This is a genomic window from Kitasatospora sp. NPDC114501, assembly GCF_055633695.1.
Genome location: NZ_JBVKDS010000022.1, coordinates 1 through 17,712, shown reverse-complemented (window position 1 = coordinate 17,712; position 17,712 = coordinate 1). Strand labels below are relative to the sequence as shown.

At 72.5% G+C, this 17,712-nt stretch carries 14 protein-coding genes; 7 read left to right on the top strand and 7 right to left on the bottom strand.

Annotation, left to right across the window (positions count from 1 at the left end; all coding sequences use genetic code 11):
• Positions 1-11 precede the first annotated feature (11 nt).
• The 6 genes from ACZ7RU_RS33305 to ACZ7RU_RS33280 form a co-directional block, all read right to left on the bottom strand.
• Entirely contained in the window at positions 12-914 is a 903-nt protein-coding gene (locus ACZ7RU_RS33305) for a sucrase ferredoxin (protein ID WP_470344716.1), read from the bottom strand.
• Between the two features lie 38 nt (positions 915-952).
• Positions 953-1,696, bottom strand: a complete 744-nt coding sequence (locus tag ACZ7RU_RS33300; RefSeq protein WP_470344715.1) for a hypothetical protein — start codon at positions 1,694-1,696, stop codon at positions 953-955.
• Entirely contained in the window at positions 1,693-2,685 is a 993-nt protein-coding gene (locus ACZ7RU_RS33295) for a hypothetical protein (RefSeq protein ID WP_470344714.1), read from the bottom strand. Before ACZ7RU_RS33295 ends, ACZ7RU_RS33300 begins: the two co-directional genes overlap by 4 nt.
• 75 nt (positions 2,686-2,760) lie before the next feature.
• Positions 2,761-4,023, bottom strand: a complete 1,263-nt coding sequence (locus ACZ7RU_RS33290; RefSeq protein ID WP_470344713.1) for a WXG100 family type VII secretion target — start codon at positions 4,021-4,023, stop codon at positions 2,761-2,763.
• Between the two features lie 28 nt (positions 4,024-4,051).
• Positions 4,052-4,345 (bottom strand): hypothetical protein, encoded by a 294-nt coding sequence (locus ACZ7RU_RS33285; protein ID WP_470344712.1) that lies wholly within the window; start codon positions 4,343-4,345, stop codon positions 4,052-4,054.
• A 185-nt stretch (positions 4,346-4,530) separates the two neighbouring features.
• Entirely contained in the window at positions 4,531-6,981 is a 2,451-nt protein-coding gene (locus tag ACZ7RU_RS33280; protein WP_470344711.1) for a DNA gyrase/topoisomerase IV subunit A, read from the bottom strand.
• 313 nt (positions 6,982-7,294) lie between these two features.
• Here ACZ7RU_RS33280 and ACZ7RU_RS33275 point away from each other — a divergent pair, with 313 nt between their 5' ends.
• The 3 genes from ACZ7RU_RS33275 to ACZ7RU_RS33265 all read left to right on the top strand — a co-directional run bounded on the left by ACZ7RU_RS33275 (position 7,295) and on the right by ACZ7RU_RS33265 (position 11,543).
• Positions 7,295-8,641 (top strand): M16 family metallopeptidase, encoded by a 1,347-nt coding sequence (locus ACZ7RU_RS33275; RefSeq protein WP_470344710.1) that lies wholly within the window; start codon positions 7,295-7,297, stop codon positions 8,639-8,641.
• Positions 8,642-8,661: 20 nt separating this feature from the next.
• Positions 8,662-10,026: a M16 family metallopeptidase gene (locus ACZ7RU_RS33270; protein ID WP_470344783.1), complete on the top strand. Its 1,365-nt coding sequence runs from the start codon at positions 8,662-8,664 to the stop codon at positions 10,024-10,026.
• 323 nt (positions 10,027-10,349) lie between these two features.
• Entirely contained in the window at positions 10,350-11,543 is a 1,194-nt protein-coding gene (locus ACZ7RU_RS33265) for an RtcB family protein (RefSeq protein ID WP_470344709.1), read from the top strand.
• 85 nt (positions 11,544-11,628) lie between these two features.
• On the opposite strand, the gene ACZ7RU_RS33260 is transcribed toward ACZ7RU_RS33265, so the two are convergent.
• Positions 11,629-11,910, bottom strand: coding sequence for an HPr family phosphocarrier protein (locus ACZ7RU_RS33260; RefSeq protein ID WP_396304964.1), 282 nt, complete (start codon positions 11,908-11,910; stop codon positions 11,629-11,631).
• 228 nt (positions 11,911-12,138) lie between these two features.
• Between ACZ7RU_RS33260 and ACZ7RU_RS33255 the strand changes: the two genes are divergently transcribed.
• The 4 genes from ACZ7RU_RS33255 to ACZ7RU_RS33240 all read left to right on the top strand — a co-directional run bounded on the left by ACZ7RU_RS33255 (position 12,139) and on the right by ACZ7RU_RS33240 (position 17,605).
• Positions 12,139-14,955, top strand: coding sequence for a bifunctional acetate--CoA ligase family protein/GNAT family N-acetyltransferase (locus ACZ7RU_RS33255; RefSeq protein ID WP_470344708.1), 2,817 nt, complete (start codon positions 12,139-12,141; stop codon positions 14,953-14,955).
• Between the two features lie 91 nt (positions 14,956-15,046).
• Positions 15,047-15,646 (top strand): DUF5998 family protein, encoded by a 600-nt coding sequence (locus ACZ7RU_RS33250; RefSeq protein WP_355254021.1) that lies wholly within the window; start codon positions 15,047-15,049, stop codon positions 15,644-15,646.
• A 44-nt stretch (positions 15,647-15,690) separates the two neighbouring features.
• The gene (locus ACZ7RU_RS33245; RefSeq protein ID WP_470344707.1) at positions 15,691-16,878 is read left to right on the top strand and encodes an alkaline phosphatase family protein; all 1,188 of its coding nucleotides are present in this window, start codon (positions 15,691-15,693) and stop codon (positions 16,876-16,878) included.
• Between the two features lie 70 nt (positions 16,879-16,948).
• Positions 16,949-17,605, top strand: a complete 657-nt coding sequence (locus tag ACZ7RU_RS33240) for a thymidine kinase (protein ID WP_470344706.1) — start codon at positions 16,949-16,951, stop codon at positions 17,603-17,605.
• Positions 17,606-17,712: the final 107 nt, after the last annotated feature.

The window sequence follows — 17,712 nt, the reverse complement described above, 5'->3', positions numbered from 1 at the left end:
CGGGGCCGCTCTCACGCGCCCCGGACCGACAGCACGTCCATCCGCGAGGGCGTGCCCGCCGCCTTGCCGCAGCTCTCCGGACGGGCCGGCTCGCTGACCGCCTCGACCACGTCCACCTCCCAGGACCGGCCGTCCCGGTGCAGCACCGTCACCAGCCAGCGGCCCTCGCCGTCCGGCCGCTGGGTGAGCGTCAGCACGTCCGCCCCGGTCTCGCCGGTGGCCAGCCGCACCGCGTGCTCGGCCGCCTGGCCCGGACGCTCCCAGCCCGAGCAGCCGCGCGACCACTCCGGCACCACGTGCCCGGCCGCCGTCGCCGCCAGCACCTCCTTGGCGCTCTCCGGCGTCAGCCGCCCGTACGCGTAGCCGTACGGCAGCACCAGCATCGTGGGGGAGAAGCGGTGCCCGCCCAGGTGGGTGACCTCCCACACCTCGCTGTGCCCGGCCGCCGCCAGCTCCGCCGCGAGCGGACGGCCCAGCAGCGCGCAGCAGCGGTCCCGCCGCCCGTTGGTGCACACCAGGGCCACCGGGCCGCCGACGTGGTCCGTCCCGAAACCGGTGTGGTCGCCAGCGCCCAGCGCCGCGAAGTCCAGCCCCAGCAGCTCCGCCGGATCCGCCACTCCCGCCCGGCGGACCCAGCCGCGGCCCGGCACCGTGTGCGCCACGAGCACCTCGTGGCGTGCGGTCGGCAGGCAGTCGGCGTGCCGCCCGGGCCGCCGGATCAGCGCCACCCGCACACCCGTCCCGGCCGCGGCCGCCTCCAGCGCCCGCCCGACCGCCGCGTCCAGATGGCTCTCGGCCAGCGCCTTCGCGCCCCACGGCCCGTTCTGCTCCACCAGCAGCCAGGTGGACGCCACCGCCGCCGTCGCGGCCAGCGGCTCCGAAAGTTCACGCGACACGGTCGCACAGGTGCTCACGTCGGCAAGGCTACCCTCACCTGATCACCCTCACGCGGTCACCCGAACGCGGCCTTCACCCGCTCCGCCACCTCCTCGTCCACCCTGTCGTACAGCGGCTCGGCGACGGTCGGCAGATCGGCGAACTCCAGGTGGATGCTGCGGACGACGTTCGCGAACAGCTCCGAGTAGAGCTCCCAGTCCTCGGGGCACGGGGTGCTCAGCTCCAGCGAGAGCAGCTGGGACTCGTTCGGCAGCGGCAGGTGCACCTGGATCACCGAGGTGGTCAGCACCCCGTCGACGAGCGGGACCGCCAGGGCGTCGAGCGGGGTCACCTCGTCGTCGACCCGGGTCGCGACGGCGTCGATCACCGCCGCCGCGCGCCCGGCCGGCAGCTCTATCGCCGTCACCTCCGCCTCCGGACGGGCCCGGGACAGCCGGGCGACCAGGAAGTCCACCGCTCCCGCGTAGTCGGTCCCGACCAGGGGGCACACCGAGGCCACGATCGAGGCCGTGCTCGGGCGGCCGTCCACGTCCACCAGGCACATCCCGGCGTGGATCACCCCGGCCTCGGCCATCGGCGGGATCAGCTCGGCCAGCGCCACCGCCCAGCGCATCCGAAACTCGTCGGGATGGGAGGCCAGCACCTCGCAGACCAGCTCCCAGAGCTCCTCGGCCACCTGGTCGTCGGTGCCGAGCACCGGGACCTCGTGGAAGGCGGGCGGGACGATGAAGCGGATCTGGAGCCGGACGTCCGGGTGGTCCGTCGGGGTGCCGGGCATCGGGCCGTCGACGGGGATCATGAGGCTCTGCTGATCCACTTGCGGACGTCAAGCCAGGACGGCGGGACGGGGACCGGGGCGCCGTACGCGCGGGCCTCGACGAGCAGGGCGAGGTAGGCGGCGGCGTGGTCGCGCAGACCGGAGCGGCGCCAGGTCCAGTACTCCTTCAGCGCGGGGACGGCGGCGAGCACGCCGATGGTCACCAGACCCGCGCCGACGGAGCTGAAGCGCTGCCGGTACTCGGCGCCGGAGGGGTCCGTGCCGAGGGAGGTGACGACCAAGCCGGTGACCACCGTCAGGAGGAAGATCCTGCCCCAGAGGTCGATCATCCGGCGGGCACGCTGCTGGGCGGTGAGCATGAGCCGCACGGTCCGTTCGTCCAGGAAATCGAGACCGTGCGGAGTTCCGAGTTCGCGGGCCCGGCCGGCCAGGTCCCGGTGGGTGGCAAGCGCGGTGGGCGGCAGTACGGGGAAATCCGGGTCGATCACCGCGTCGGCAGGCCACCATGAGCTGGGCTGCGCGGGGGCGGGGTGTGACGTCGGTGCGTCGGGGTACGGGGCCGGAGCGGTCGGCGGTTGTGGCTGTGCTCGAGGTGCGGCTTCGGATTCCCACGTGGCGGCAGTGGCTCTCCACTCGCTTGGGATCTGAAATGTCAGTCCCGCGCGTCTGGCATGGTTCAGCAGGCCGATGTACGCGGTGAAGTGCACCGAGGCCGACTGCTTGCGGGAACTGTGGCCCTGCCCCCGCAGCCAGACGGCGATCCCGGCCGGAATCGCCAGGATCGACGCCACCAAACCGACCACTTCCTTCGGTTCCATCGGCGACTCCATCGAGAAGCCGAGGACTGCGGCGGCCACGATTCCCCCGAAGACGAGGATGCCCGCCGCCTCGTCGTGCCAGTCCTGCTGGTCCCGCTTCCGCATGTGCTTGATCACCACATTGCGGGCCACGTCGTCGTTCAGCAGGCTGACCCCGTACAGCGCCTCGACCCGCCGTGCTGCCTCGGCCACCTCGGGCACGGAAGCGAGCTGTCCGCCTGAGACAGGGAGGGTTACATGGAGATCCTTGACCATGGCTGTCTCCGCTCAGCCGACGGCGTTCAGGAACGGCGAGGACGCCGGACGGTACGCGGGCTTCGGACGCGGTCCCGAGGCCGCGGCGGGCGACTCCACCAACTCTTCGCTCTCCCTGTCCTTGTAGATGCCGTAGGTGATCCCGCTCAGCTTGTTCGTGATCGTGACCACGAGAGGGTTCACCTCGACGCCTGCTTTCGCGAGCCCGCCGACGATGCCCTTGGTCGACACCGTGTTGAGGGTCTTCTCGAGCAGCCCCGCGCCGGCGGCCGAGGTGCGTTCGGCGGCACCGGCCCCCTCGGCGGCGACCGATGTCTTGATGTTCCTGATCGGGGCGCGGATCACCTTGTTGACGACGCCGACGCCCTGAACCTTCGTGATCGACTTCCCGGCGGTGGCGAAGCCCTTGATGGCACCGAAGCCGGGGATCACGCCGAGCCCGTCCAGCCCGATCTTCGCCCAGGACACGTCCATGCCGCGGTTCTTGCCGATCCAGTGTCCGGCCATCGCGGCCGCGCTGGTCAGCACGGCCGCGGCACCCAGCAGCGGGCCTCCCACGGGAACCACCAGTGCCAGGATCGCCAGCCCGGCCGAGATCTTGGAGAGGGTGTCCGCGTGGTCGGCCAGGAAGTCCAGCGACTTCTGCCAGGCGTGCTCCACCTTGTCCAGCATCCGCTTGAGCAGGTTCGGGTCCGGAGGGTGGTGGCGGGACGCTTCCATGATCGCCCGGGCGGCCGCCTCGGCCTTGTTCCTGTGGTCCGCCAGCTGCTTGTGGCCGCTCGCGATCAGCTCGTCGAGCTGGTGCACGAGCTGCTGCTGGGCCTGGAGCTTGGCCTCGAAGTCGGCCCTGGCCTTCGCCTGGGCCGTCGCGTCGGTGGACTGGGCGGAGGCGTCCAGAGCCTTTCCCGCGGCACTGCACTGGAGGTTCATGTCGCCCAGTCGGGACCGCAGTTCGACGGCCTGGGCCTCCATCGTCCGGCCGGAGGAGAGCAGGCCGGTGAGCTGGGTGTGCCAGGTCTTGAGGGCCCGCGAGCAGGCGGCCATCGATTCGTGGCCCTGGGTGAGGTACTTGGGCAGTTCGCCGAGCCTGCCCGCGAAGTTGCGGGCCGCCTCGCCCTGCCAGGCGCTGCCCTCGGAGCCGAGGTCGGCGAGGGCGTGCCGCAGTTCCTCCAGTTCGCGGGCGACCGCGTCGACGTCGGCGTACATCTTGGCGATGGCCGGAAGGTCCCCCGGGGCCGGGCAGAACCCGAGGCCCGGCCAGTTCTTGTCACTCATGGTGGAATTCAGTCCCCTGCGTGTCGGCTCAGGTCGCGCCGAAGCCCTTGGCGGTGCCCTGCTCGTTCTCCCCGTAGTTCCTGAGCGAGGCGTCGAGGCCCTCGCGCAGGCCGTGGGCGAGCCTGGCCATCCGGCCGATGCCGCCGTGCCAGTGGTCCTCGAAGCCCTTGCAGGCGGAGTCGAGCCGCTCGGTGCCCAACTGCTTGCCCTTTCCGAGGTTCTCGAGGCTCTTGGCGACCGCCCCCATGCGGTTGCCGCATTCGTCGAGCTGTTTGGACACCGTCTTCATCCTGGCCATGTCGATCTTGAACTCTTCAGCCAACTCCCGGCCCCCCAGGCTGATGACACGTGATGGATCACCTGTTCGGTGAACCTAACCCATCGATGGGCAAAGTTCGGGCCATGGACGGGAATTGGGGACCGCCGTTCCGGAAGTCCGGTCGGCCGGGCACGAGAAAGCGGAAGGGCACCGGACGGTTCCGGTGCCCTTCCGCTCGTGCGAGGCCGTTACGCCGGGCCGGCGACCACCGCGATCGGGGTGGTGACCGGGGTGCCGGAGCCGTCGCGGCGCGGGTCGCGCTCCGGCAGGTCGACCGGGGCGCCCTTGGCGGTGGCGGCGCGGGCCGGGGCCGCGCCGGCCCAGGCGAAGGCCAGGGCGTCCTCGCCGCGCAGGAAGCGCTGGCAGCGCACGCCGCCGGTGGCGCGGCCCTTGCGCGGGTACTGCTCGAAGGGGGTGACCTTCCAGCTCGTCTGCTCGCCGCCGGACAGCGTGCCCGTGGCCGTGGCCACCGAGACCACCACCGCGTCCGCCGCCGGGTCCACCGCCGTGAAGGACAGCACCCGCGCGCCGTCCGACAGCTTGATGCCCGCCATGCCGCCCGCCGGGCGGCCCTGCGGACGCACCTGGCCCGCCGGGTAGCGCAGCAGCTGGGCGTCCGAGGCGATGAAGACCAGGTCCTCCTCGCCGGTGCGCAGTTCGACCGCGCCCACCAGCTCGTCACCCTCCTTGAGGGCGATCACCTCGAACTCGTCCTTGTTCGCCGGCCACTCCGGCACCACCCGCTTCACCACGCCCTGCGCCGTGCCCAGCGCCAGGCCCGGCGAGGACTCGTCCAGCGTGGTCAGCGCCAGCACCCGCTCCCCGGCCTCCAGCCGCAGGAACTCGCCCACCGCGGCCCCGCCCGCCAGCGTCGGCGACGGCGTCGGCGGCAGCGCCGGCAAGTCGATCACCGGCAGCCGCAGCACCCGGCCCGCGGACGTCACCACGCCCACGTCCGCCCGCGCCGTCGCGTGCACCGCGGACACGATCACATCGTGCTTCGCCCGCTTCTCCGACACCTCGAACGGCTCGCCGTCCGCCGTGCGCGCCAGCAGGCCCGTCGACGACAGCAGCACCCGGCACGGGTCGTCCGCGACCTCCAGCGGCACCGCCAGCGCCGCCGACGGCACCGCCCCCGCCTCCAGCAGCACGGTGCGCCGCTCGGTGCCGAACTGCTTCGCCACCGCGCCCAGTTCGGACGACACCACGCCGCGCAGCTTGGTGTCCGACTCCAGGATCTCGGTCAGCTCCGCGATCTCCGAGGTCAGCTTGGCCTTCTCCTGCTCCAGCTCCACCCGGTCGAAGCGGGTCAGCCGCCGCAGCGGGGTGTCCAGGATGTACGCCGTCTGCGTCTCCGACAGCGAGAAGCGCTCCATCAGGCGCTCCTTGGCCTGCTGGGCGTTGTCGCTCGACCGGATGATCGCGATGACCTCGTCGATGTCGAGCAGCGCCACCAGCAGGCCCTCGACCAGGTGCAGCCGCTCCTCGCGCTTGCGGCGGCGGAAGTCGCTGCGCCGGCGCACCACGGTGAAGCGGTGGTCGACGTAGACCTCCAGCAGCTCCTTCAGGCCCAGGGTCAGCGGCTGCCCGTCCACCAGGGCCACGTTGTTGATGCCGAAGGTCTCCTCCATCGGCGTCAGCTTGTAGAGCTGCTCCAGCAGCGCCTCCGGCACGAAGCCGTTCTTCACCTCGATGACCAGCCGCAGCCCGTGCTCGCGGTCGGTCAGGTCCTTGACGTCCGCGATGCCCTGGAGCTTCTTCGCGTTGACCAGGTCCTTGATCTTCGAGATGACCTTCTCCGGGCCGACGTTGTACGGCAGCTCGGTGACCACGATGCCCTTGCGGCGGGCCGTCACCGCCTCCACCGTCGTCGTCGCCCGGATCTTGAACGTGCCGCGGCCCGACTCGTACGCGTCCCGGATGCCCGACAGGCCGACGATCCGCCCGCCGGTCGGCAGGTCCGGACCGGGCACGAACCGCATCAGCGTGTCCAGGTCCGCGTTGGGGTGCTTGATCAGGTGCCGGGCCGCGGCCACCACCTCGGACAGGTTGTGCGGCGGCATGTTCGTCGCCATGCCGACCGCGATGCCCGTGGCGCCGTTCACCAGCAGGTTCGGGAACGCGGCCGGCAGCGCCAGCGGCTCCTGCTCGCTGCCGTCGTAGTTCGGGCCGAAGTCGACGGTGTCCTCGTGGATCGACTCCACCATCGCCATCGAGGCGGCCGTCAGCCGCGACTCGGTGTAGCGCATCGCCGCCGGCGGGTCGTCGTTGCCCAGCGAACCGAAGTTGCCGTGTCCGTCGATCAGCGGCAGCCGCATCGAGAACGGCTGCGCCATGCGGACCACGGAGTCGTAGATCGACGCGTCGCCGTGCGGGTGCAGCCGGCCCATCACCTCGCCCACCACGCGGGCGCACTTCACGTGCGCGCGGTCCGGGCGCAGGCCCATCTCGTTGGCCTGGTACAGGATCCGGCGGTGCACCGGCTTCAGACCGTCCCGCGCGTCGGGCAGTGCACGCGAGTAGATCACCGAGTAGGCGTACTCCAGGAAGGAGCCCTGCATCTCGTCCACGACGTCGACATCGAGGATCCGCTCCTCGAAGTCTCCGGGCGGCGGGGTCTGCGAACTGCGGCGGGCCATCGCGGCGGGGCTCCCTTACGTGTCGCTGGCTGTGTCTCGGTCGTTCGTCGTTCGTCGGTCGGCCGCCGAACGCCGGGGGCGGTCGTCGGCCGCCTCCGCACCGTCCTGCCGTCGGACCCGTCAACCGGGCGCCGTCGACAGGGCGCGGCGCCCCCATTGTGGACCCTCGCGCCGACACTCCCGGTCAGCGGCCCTCTTCCGCCCCTGGCGAACGCCCCCGTCCGCGCGGACACGAACGCGGCTCCCGCGCGTTGCACCACAATGGGGGACGCCACACGAACCCCGACATCGACGACGGGAAGGACCCGAGCGCATGGCCAACCCGGCCCCCGCCTCCAGCCGAGGCATCGCCATCACCGAGCACCGCCTGGCCAACGGCCTGCGCGTCGTCCTCTCCGAGGACCACCTCACCCCGGTCGCCGCCGTCTGCCTCTGGTACGACGTGGGCTCCCGCCACGAGGTCAAGGGCCGCACCGGCCTCGCCCACCTCTTCGAGCACCTGATGTTCCAGGGCTCGGCCAACGTCTCCAACAACGGGCACTTCGAGCTCGTCCAGGGCGCCGGCGGCTCGCTCAACGGCACCACCAGCTTCGAGCGCACCAACTACTTCGAGACCATGCCCGCGCACCAGCTGGAGCTCGCCCTCTGGCTGGAGGCCGACCGGATGGGCTCGCTGCTCGCCGCGCTCGACGAGACGTCCATGGAGAACCAGCGCGACGTCGTCAAGAACGAGCGCCGCCAGCGCTACGACAACGTCCCGTACGGCACCGCCTTCGAGAAGCTCACCGCGCTCTCGTTCCCCGACGGCCACCCGTACCACCACACGCCGATCGGCTCCATGGCCGACCTCGACGCGGCCACCCTGGAGGACGCCCGCACGTTCTTCCGGACGTACTACGCGCCCAACAACGCCGTCCTGTCCGTCGTCGGCGACATCGACCCCGAGCAGACCGTCGCCTGGGTCGAGAAGTACTTCGGCTCCATCCCCGCGCACGACGGCAAGCAGCCCCCGCGCTCCGGCGAACTCCCCGAGACCATCGGCCGGGAGATCCGCGAGGAGATCCACGAGGACGTCCCCTCCCGCGCGCTGATGGCCGCCTACCGCCTCCCGCACGACGGCACCCGCGAGGCCGACGCCGCCGACCTCGCCCTCACCATCCTCGGCAGCGGCGAGTCCAGCCGCCTCTACAACCGGCTGGTCCGCCGCGACCGCACCGCCGTCGCCGCCGGCTTCGGCCTGCTGCGGCTGGCCGGCGCCCCCAGCCTCGGCTGGCTCGACGTCAAGACCTCCGGCGACGCCACCATCGAGCAGATCGGCACCGCCGTCGACGAGGAGCTCGCCCGCTTCGCCGCCGAGGGCCCCACGGCCGAGGAACTCGAGCGCGCCCAGGCCCAGATCGAGCGCGAGTGGCTCGACCGGCTCACCACCGTCGCCGGCCGCGCCGACGAACTGTGCCGCTACGCCGTCCTGTTCGGCGACCCCAAGCTGCTCAACGACGCCCTCCCCAAGGTCCTCGACGTCACCGCCGAGGAGGTCCAGGCCATCGCCAAGGCCCGGCTCCACCCCGACAACCGGGCCGTCCTCGCCTACGAGCCGACCGCCGCCGAGACCGACGCCGACTCCGACGCCGCTTCCGAAGAGGAGGGTGCCGCCGTATGAGCACCGACTACGTCCCCGCCATGACCTTCCACCCGCAGCCCCAGCCGGGCACGCCCAGCCCCTGGGACTTCCCCGCCCCCGAGCGGGCCGCCCTCGGCAACGGCATCACCGTGCTGCACTGCCACCGGCCCGGCCAGCAGCTGGTCGCCGTCGAGGTCCTGCTCGACGTCCCGCTCGCCGCCGAGCCCGAGGGCCTCGACGGCATCGCCGGCATCCTCGCCCGCGCCTTCAGCGAGGGCACCGACACCCTCAGCGCCGAGGAGTTCGCCGCCGAGCTGGAGCGCGCCGGCGCCACCCTCGACGCACACGCCGACCACCCGTGCATCCGGATCTCCCTGGAGGTCCCCGCCTCCCGGCTCCAGCGCGGCCTGTCCCTGCTCGCCGACGCCCTGCGCGCCCCCGCGCTGCCGGAGGAGGAGATCGAGCGACTGGTCGCCAACCGGCTGGACGAGATCGTCCACGAGCAGGCCAACCCGGCCCGGCGCGCCGCCAAGGCCCTGTACGCCGAGCTGTTCGACAGCGCCGACCGGCTCTCCCGGCCCCGCGCCGGCACCGCCGACACCGTCAAGTCGATCGACCGTGCGGCCGTCAAGGCCTTCTACGACGCCCACGTGCGCCCCGCGACCAGCACCGTCGTGGTGGTCGGCGACCTCACCGGCGTCGACCTGCCCGCGCTGCTGGAGAACACCCTCGGCACCTGGACCGGCACGCCCGCCGAGCCGTCCACCCACGCCCCGGTCACCGGCGACGACCGTGGCCGCGTCGTCATCGTGGACCGCCCGGGCTCCGTCCAGACCCAGCTGCTCATCGGCCGGATCGGGCCCGACCGCCACGACCCGGTCTGGGCCGCCCAGACCCTCGGCACCTACTGCCTCGGCGGCACCCTCACCTCCCGCCTCGACCGTGTCCTGCGCGAGGAGAAGGGCTACACCTACGGCGTGCGGGCCTTCGCCCAGCCGCTGCGCTCGGCCGCCGACGGCAGCGGGCGCGCGATGCTGGCCATCAGCGGCTCGGTGGACACCGCCTCCACCGCCCCCGCGCTGGCCGACACCTGGACGATCCTGCGCACCCTGGCCGCCGAGGGCCTCACCGACGCCGAGCGCGACGACGCCGTGCAGTTCCTGGTCGGCGTGGCCCCGCTGAAGTACGAGACCGCGGGCTCGGTCGCCGGCACCCTGGCCGACCAGGTCGAGCAGTACCTGCCGGACGACTACCAGGCCGAGGTCTACCGGCAGCTCGCCGAACTGCCCACCGCCGCCGCCACCGAGGCGGTCGTCGCGGCCTTCCCGCCGGACCGCCTGGTGACCGTCCTGGTCGGCGACGCCTCGGTGATCGCCGACGACGTGCGGGCGCTCGGCATCGGCGAGGTCACCGTCATCAGCTGATCCGTTCGTCGGATCGCCGTCCGGCCCGGTGGAGCACCCGCTCCGCCGGGCCGGACGCGTTGTTAAATCCGTTGCGGGCCGGGTCCGTTCCGTGGATAGATGTTCCCCGGCGCACAGCACGTGCGCACTGTGACGAAGGAAGGGAGGCGGTCACCATGCGGGTCGAGCAAGCGATACGACGCTCCCCGAGGCCGTTTTCCCCCCGCGCCGTCGCCCTGGGCGTCTGAGCCCTCCCCCCCCCCGAACTTCCCCGAGCCGCGCCGGGATTCCTCGCGCGGCAGCTTCCGCACATGAACTTCCCGACCTCTGGAGGTCGTTCGACCATGACGTACACCGAGGTGCCCGGCGTCCGGGTGCCGATCCGGATGTGGACCGACCCGGCCACCGTCGAGGGCCAGGCGATGCAGCAGCTGCGCAACATCAGCTCCCTGCCCTGGCTGCACGGCCTCGCCGTGATGCCCGACGTCCACCTGGGCAAGGGCGCCACCGTCGGCTCCGTCATCGCCATGAACGGCGCGGTCTGCCCGGCGGCGGTCGGCGTCGACATCGGCTGCGGGATGAGCGCGGTGAAGACCTCGCTCACCGCGAAGGACCTCCCGGACGACCTCTCCGGCCTGCGCCGCGAGATCGAGCGGGCCATCCCGGTCGGCCGCGGCCTGCACACCGACCCGGTCGACCCGGGCAAGCTGTACGGCTTCCGGACGGCGGGCTGGGACGACTTCTGGCGGCGCTTCGACGGCATCGCCGAGGACGTGAAGTGGCGCCGTGAGCGGGCGATGCAGCAGATGGCCACGCTCGGCGGAGGAAATCACTTCATAGAATTGTGCATCGACACGACCGGTGCGGTCTGGCTGATGCTGCACTCCGGTTCCCGCAACATCGGCAAGGAGCTGGCCGAACACCACATGGGCGTCGCCCGGTCGCTCCCGCACAACCAGGGCCTGATCGACCAGGACCTCGCGGTCTTCCTCGCGAAGACCCCGGAGATGGCCGCCTACCGCCAGGACCTGTTCTGGGCGCAGGAGTACGCGAAGAACAACCGCGCGGTGATGATGGCGCTCTTCCAGGACGTCGTCCGGCGCGAGTTCGCCGAGGCGAACGTCGCCTTCGACGAGGTCATCAGCTGCCACCACAACTACGTGGCCGAGGAGCGGTACGACGACGTCGACCTGCTGGTGACGCGCAAGGGCGCGATCCGGGCCGGCTCCGGCGACCTCGGGATCATCCCGGGCTCGATGGGGACGGGCTCCTACATCGTCCGCGGCCTGGGCAACGCGGCGGCGTTCAACTCCGCCTCGCACGGCGCCGGCCGCAAGATGAGCCGCAACGCCGCGAAGAAGCGGTTCACCACCCAGGACCTGGTCGAGCAGACCAAGGGCGTGGAGTGCCGCAAGGACGGCGGTGTGGTGGACGAGATCCCCGGCGCCTACAAGAACATCGAGAAGGTCATCGAGCAGCAGAAGGACCTCGTCGAGGTGGTCGCGCACCTCAAGCAGGTCGTCTGCGTCAAGGGCTGACCCGGTCGGCCGCGGAAGCGGCCGGAAAGGCCGATCGGGGTGCCGCCGGAATCCGGCGACACCCCGATCGGGCGGCTGCGGGGCCTCAGGCCGCGGCGGGGAGCTCGTCGAGGCCCTCGGAGACGAGCTTGGCGAGGCGGTCGAGCGCGTCGTCGGCGTTCTCGGCGTCGGAGGCGAGGACGACCTCGTCGCCGCCCTGGGCGCCCAGGCCGAGGAGGCCGAGCATTGAGGCGGCGTTGACCGGGTTGCCGCCCGGCTTGGCGATGGTGATCGGCACGCCGGTGGCCGTGACGGCCCGGACGAAGACGGAGGCGGGACGGGCGTGCAGGCCCTCGGCCCAACCGATGGTGACGCGGCGCTCAGCCATGAGACGTGCCTTTCCGGTGAAGCTGGTCACGGCCGTGCTCAGGTGAGCGGGGGAAGCGGCCATGTTGTCTAGACCAGTGTTGCACGCAGGCGACCCCTGGGAACCGCCGCGTTCAGGACTTGTGATTGTTTCTTTTCGGGGCATAAACCCCGGTCGACGGGTCCCGTCCACCCTGCCGCGAGCACGTGACCGGCGCCATTCGGCTCGCCGCCGGATAACCTGACGAACGTGGAAGACCCCGCGGTGGCGAACCCCGAGCAACCCGACTATCCGCAGCACTGGGAAGCGGACGTCCTGCTGCGCGACGGAGGCACGGCCCGGATCCGGCCGATCACCCCCGACGACGCCGGACGGCTCGTGGAGTTCTACGAGCAGGTGTCGGACCAGTCGAAGTACTTCCGGTTCTTCGCCCCCTACCCGCGGCTCTCCGACAAGGACGTCCGCCGCTTCACCCACCACGACTTCGTGAACCGGGTCGGCCTCGCGGTGGTGGTGCGGGACCGCTTCATCGCCACCGTCCGGTACGACCGGATCGACGCCGAGGGCCGCCCCTCCGAGACCGGTACCGACGCCGAGGTGGCCTTCCTGGTGCAGGACGCCCACCAGGGCCGCGGCGTGGCCTCCGCCCTGCTGGAGCACATCGCGGCGGTCGCGCAGGAGCGCGGCATCCGCCGCTTCCAGGCCGAGGTGCTGCCGGAGAACCGCAAGATGGTGAAGGTCTTCACCGACGCCGGCTACACCCAGCACCGCAGCTTCGCCGACGGCGTGGTGCACCTGGAGTTCGACCTCGAACAGACCGACCGCTCGCTCGCCGTGATGCGCGCCCGCGAGCACCGCGCCGAGGCGCGCTCGGTGCAGCGGCTGCTCACCCCGCGGTCGGTGGCGGTGATCGGGGTCTCCCGTACCCCGCAGACCGTCGGCCGGGCCATCCTGCGCGACCTGCTGGGGGACGACGCCCCGGCCGACCGCCCGGTGTACGCGGTGAACCGCAACGCCGCGCCCGGCACGGAGCTGGAAGGCGTCCCGCTCCACCGTTCGATTCTGGACATTCCCGGACCGGTGGACCTCGCGGTGATCGCCGTCCCGGAGGGCGCCGTCCCGGCCGCCGTCGCCGAGTGCGGCGCCCACGGGGTGCAGGGCCTGGTGGTGGTCACCGCCGGCTACGCGGAGACCGGTCCGGAGGGCCGGGACCGCCAGCGCGCGCTGGTCCGCCAGGCCCGCGCGGCCGGCATGCGGGTGATCGGCCCGAACGCCTTCGGCCTGATCAACACCGACCCGCGGCACCCACTGAACGCCTCGCTCGCCCCGCGCCTGCCCGGCCGCGGCGGCTTCGGGATCTTCTGCCAGTCCGGCGCGATCGGCGTGGCCCTGCTGGAGGCCGCCCACAAGCGCGGCCTCGGCGTCTCGTCCTTCGCCTCGGTCGGCAACCGGTCCGACGTCTCCGGCAACGACTTCCTCCAGTACTGGGCCGAGGACGAGGCCACCCAGGTGGTGCTGCTCTACCTGGAGTCCTTCGGCAACCCGCGCAAGTTCACCCGGATCGCCCGCCGGCTCGCCGCCGTCAAGCCGGTCGTGGTGGTCAAGGGCGCCCGGCACACCGGCAGCCTGCCGCCCGGCCACGCCGTCCCCGCCACCGCCACCGGCCTGCGCGACGCCACCGTGGACGCGCTGTTCGAACAGGCGGGCGTCACCCGGGTGTCGACCATCACCGAGCTGTACGACACCGGCGAGCTGCTGGCCCAGCAGCCGCTGCCGCCGGGGGACCGGGTCGCGGTGGTCGGCAACTCCGACTCGCTCGGCCTGCTCACCTACGACGCCCTGCTGGGCGCCGGCCTGCGCCCGTGCACGCCCGTCGACCTCACCACCGCCGCGACCGGCGAGAACTTCCGGATCGCCCTGGACGTCGCGCTCGCCGACCCGGCCGTGGACGCGGTGATCGCCGTCGCCATCCCGCCGATCGGCACCTCCGCCCACGCCTTCATGGGCGGCCGGCTGACCGGCGAGGACGACCCCGCGATGGGTTCGGACGACCCGGAGATCGCCGCCGCCCTGCTCGAGGCCGGCAACCGCGCCCGGGAGCTGGGCAAGCCGCTGCTGCTCACCCACCTGGCGCTGACCGACCTCCCGGCCCGGCTGCGCCCCGGCGGCATCCCCGCGTACGCGGCGCCCGAGCGGGCCGTGCACGCCCTCGCCCACGCCGTGCACTACGCGCAGTGGCGCCGCCGCACGGCCGAGGCGGAGGAGACGGCACGCGTCCCCGAGTTGGACCGGATCGACGAGCCCGGCGCCCGCCGGCTGGTGGAGGCGGCGCTGAGCACCCGGGCCGCGGTGGCCGCCCGCACCCAGCCCGGCGGCGCCCGGATCACCCTGCCCGAGGCGGAGGCCCAGGAGCTGCTGGCCCGCTACGGGATCGACGTCTCGCCGGTGCGGCCGGCCCCGGACGAGGAGACCGCGGTGACGGCCGCCGGGGCACTCGGCTACCCGGTGGCCCTCAAGGCGACGGCCCCGCACCTGCGCCACCGCCCCGACCTGGGCAGCGTCCGGCTGGACCTGACCGACGAGGCGGTCCTGCGCCGCGCCCACCGCGAGCTGGACGCGCTGCTCGGCGGCGCCGCGCAGGCCGAACTGGTGGTCCAGCGGATGGCACCGCGCGGCGTGGACACCGTGATCGCCGCCACGGTGGACCCGGCGGTCGGTGCGATCCTGTCCTTCGGCCTGGCCGGCGCCCCGGCCGAACTGCTGGGCGACACGGCGCACCGGCTGGTTCCGGCCACCGACCAGGACGTCGCCGGGCTGATCCGGGAGGTCCGGGCGGCGCCGCTGCTGTTCGGCTGGCGCGGCGCCGAGGCGGTGGACACCGACGCGCTGGAGGAACTGCTGCTCAGGGTGTCGCAGCTGGTGGACGACGTGCCGGAGATCGCCTCGGTGGACCTCGAACCGGTGGTCGTCGCCCCGCACGGACTGGCGATCCTGGGGGCGCGGGTACGGGTCGCGCCCCTGCCGGTCCGCAGCGATCTGGGCCCGCGCGCGATGAGCACGCTGTAACCTTCCTTGGTTGCGCCCTGCCCGGGCGCTGTTGTCCGAAGCTCGGCGCCGTGCCGCCCGCTTCGTCGGCGGACCATGCCAGGATGGAGATATGGCGAAGACCGGTACCACCACCACTCAGGACCTGCGCTCGGCTATCGAGCGCAGCGGCTACTACCCGGCCCTGGTGTCCGAGGCGGTCGAGTCCGCGGTGGGCCCGGAGCCGATCAGCTCCTACCTGGTGCACCAGGAGACGACGTTCGACGCCAACGAGGTGCGCCGGCACGTGACGGTGCTGGTGCTCACCCCGACCCGGTTCGTGGTGAGCCACACGGACGAGCAGTCGGGGGCCGAGGGCAGCCCGGCGGTGCCGTTCGCGACGACGTCGACGGAGAGCGTCCGGCTCGACCGGATCGGCTCGGTCGTGGTCAGCCGGATGGTGGCGAACCCGGAGACGTACACCCCGGGCACCCTGCCGCGCGAGGTGGTGCTGACGATCGGCTGGGGCGCGGTGCAGCGCCTGGACCTGGAGCCGGCCGGCTGCTCCGACCCGAACTGCGAGGCGGACCACGGCTACACCGGTTCGGCCACGGCCGACGACCTCTCCCTGCGGGTGAGCGAGGCCGGTGACGGCCCGGAGACGGTGGCCCAGGCGCTGGTGTTCGCGCGGGCGCTGTCCGACGCGACGATCAGCAACGGCCCGCGGGTCTGAGTTCCACCGCTTCCGACCGCCCGCACCGCTACGAATCCGGTTCCATGTCCTTCGTTCCTGCCGACGGCTACGACGCCTTCGAGATCCTTGACCCGGCCACGGCCCCCGCGCCCCCGTACGGCAGCGGTTCGCTGTGCGACCTGCTGCCCTCGGTGGCGGCGGGGCTCGGCGTCCCCGGCTTCACCGCGACCCTCCCGATCGCCCCGGCCGACCGGGTGGTGGTCTTCCTGGTGGACGGCCTCGGCTGGGAGCTGCTGCTGCGCCACCCCGAGTACGCGCCGTTCCTGTCCTCGCTCGCCGGCAGCTCGCTGGGCGGCAGCGGCCGTCCGCTGACCGCGGGCTTCCCGTCGACCACGGCGACCTCGCTGGCCTCGGTCGGCACCGGCACGCCGCCGGGCCTGCACGGCCTGGTCGGGTACACGGTGGCGGTGCCGGGCGCCGGTTACCTGATGAACCAGCTGCGCTGGCAGCCGCCGACCGAGCCGCACGCCTGGCAGCCGTACCCGACGGTCTTCGAGCGCACCCACCAGGCCGGGGTGGCGACCGCGCAGGTCTCGTCCCCGCTGTTCGCCCAGACCCCGCTGACCAGGGTGGCGCTGTCCGGCGGCACCTTCCTCGGCCGCACCACGGGCGAGGAGCGGATGGACCAGGCGGCCGCCTGGCTGGCCGAGCACGACCGGGCGCTGGTGTACACCTACGTCAGCGAGCTGGACGGCGCGGGCCACCGCTTCGGGGTCGACTCGGACGAGTGGCGGATGACGCTGGACGCGGTGGACCGGCTGGCCCGCCGGCTGGCCGAGCAGTTGCCGCCGCGCTCGGCGATGTACGTGACGGCCGACCACGGCATGATCGACATCGCGCCGGAGGACCGGATCGACTTCGACGAGGACTGGGAGCTGGGCGCCGGCGTCGCCCTGCTCGGTGGTGAGGGCCGGGCCCGGCACGTGTACGCGGTGCCGGGCGCCGCCGCCGACGTGCACACGGTCTGGAGCGAGGTGCTGGGCGACCGGATGTGGGTGGCCACCCGGGACCAGGCGATCGCGGCGGGCTGGTTCGGTCCGGCCGTGGACGAGCGGGTGTACGCCCGGATCGGCGACGTGGTCGCCGCGGCGCGCGACGACATCGCGATCGTCGCCTCCCGCAACGAGCCCGGCGAGTCCACGATGATCGGTCTGCACGGTTCGATGACCCCGGTCGAGCAGTTCGTGCCGCTGCTCGAGGTCCGCGGCTAGCCGGGCCGCGCCGCCCCATTGACTTCTCTGTGCCCGAACTCCCTTGATTTGAAAGGCCTTTGCTCCACCCATGGCTGAACTGGTGTTCTTCTCGGGCACGATGGACTGCGGCAAGTCGACGCTGGCGCTGCAGATGGACCACAACCACACCGCGCGCGGCCGGCAGGGCTTGATCCTCACCCGCAACGACCGGGCGGGCGAGGCGACGATCTCCAGCCGGCTGGGCCTGCGCGCCGACGCGGTCGAGGTGACGGACGACTTCGACTTCCACGCGCACGTGGTGCACCGGCTCTCGGCCGGCGGCCGGGTGGACTACCTGATCTGCGACGAGGCGCAGTTCTTCGCCGCCGAACAGGTCGACCAGCTGGCCCGGGTGGTGGACGAACTGGACATCGACGTCTACACCTTCGGCATCACCACCGACTTCCGCACCCGGCTGTTCCCGGGCTCGCAGCGGCTGATCGAGCTGGCCGACCGGGTGGAGGTGCTCCAGGTCGAGGCGCTGTGCTGGTGCGGCGCGCGGGCCACCCACAACGCCCGTACGGTCGGCGGGGTGATGGTGGTCGAGGGCGCCCAGGTGGTGGTCGGCGACATCTCGGTGGACCAGCACGAGGTCGGCTACGAGGTGCTGTGCCGCCGCCACCACCGCCGCCGGCTGACCGCCGCGACGGCGCGCGCCTCGGTGCTCTCCCCGGACGTGCTGCCCTTCGAGGAGCAGCAGGTCTGACCGCGGGGCCCCGTCCTAGGGCCTGTGTGAGGTTGTGATCAGTCGGTCGTCCGCAGGAGGTCGTCGATCCAGATCATCGAGGCGCGGAGGTGGAGGCCGGCGAGGTA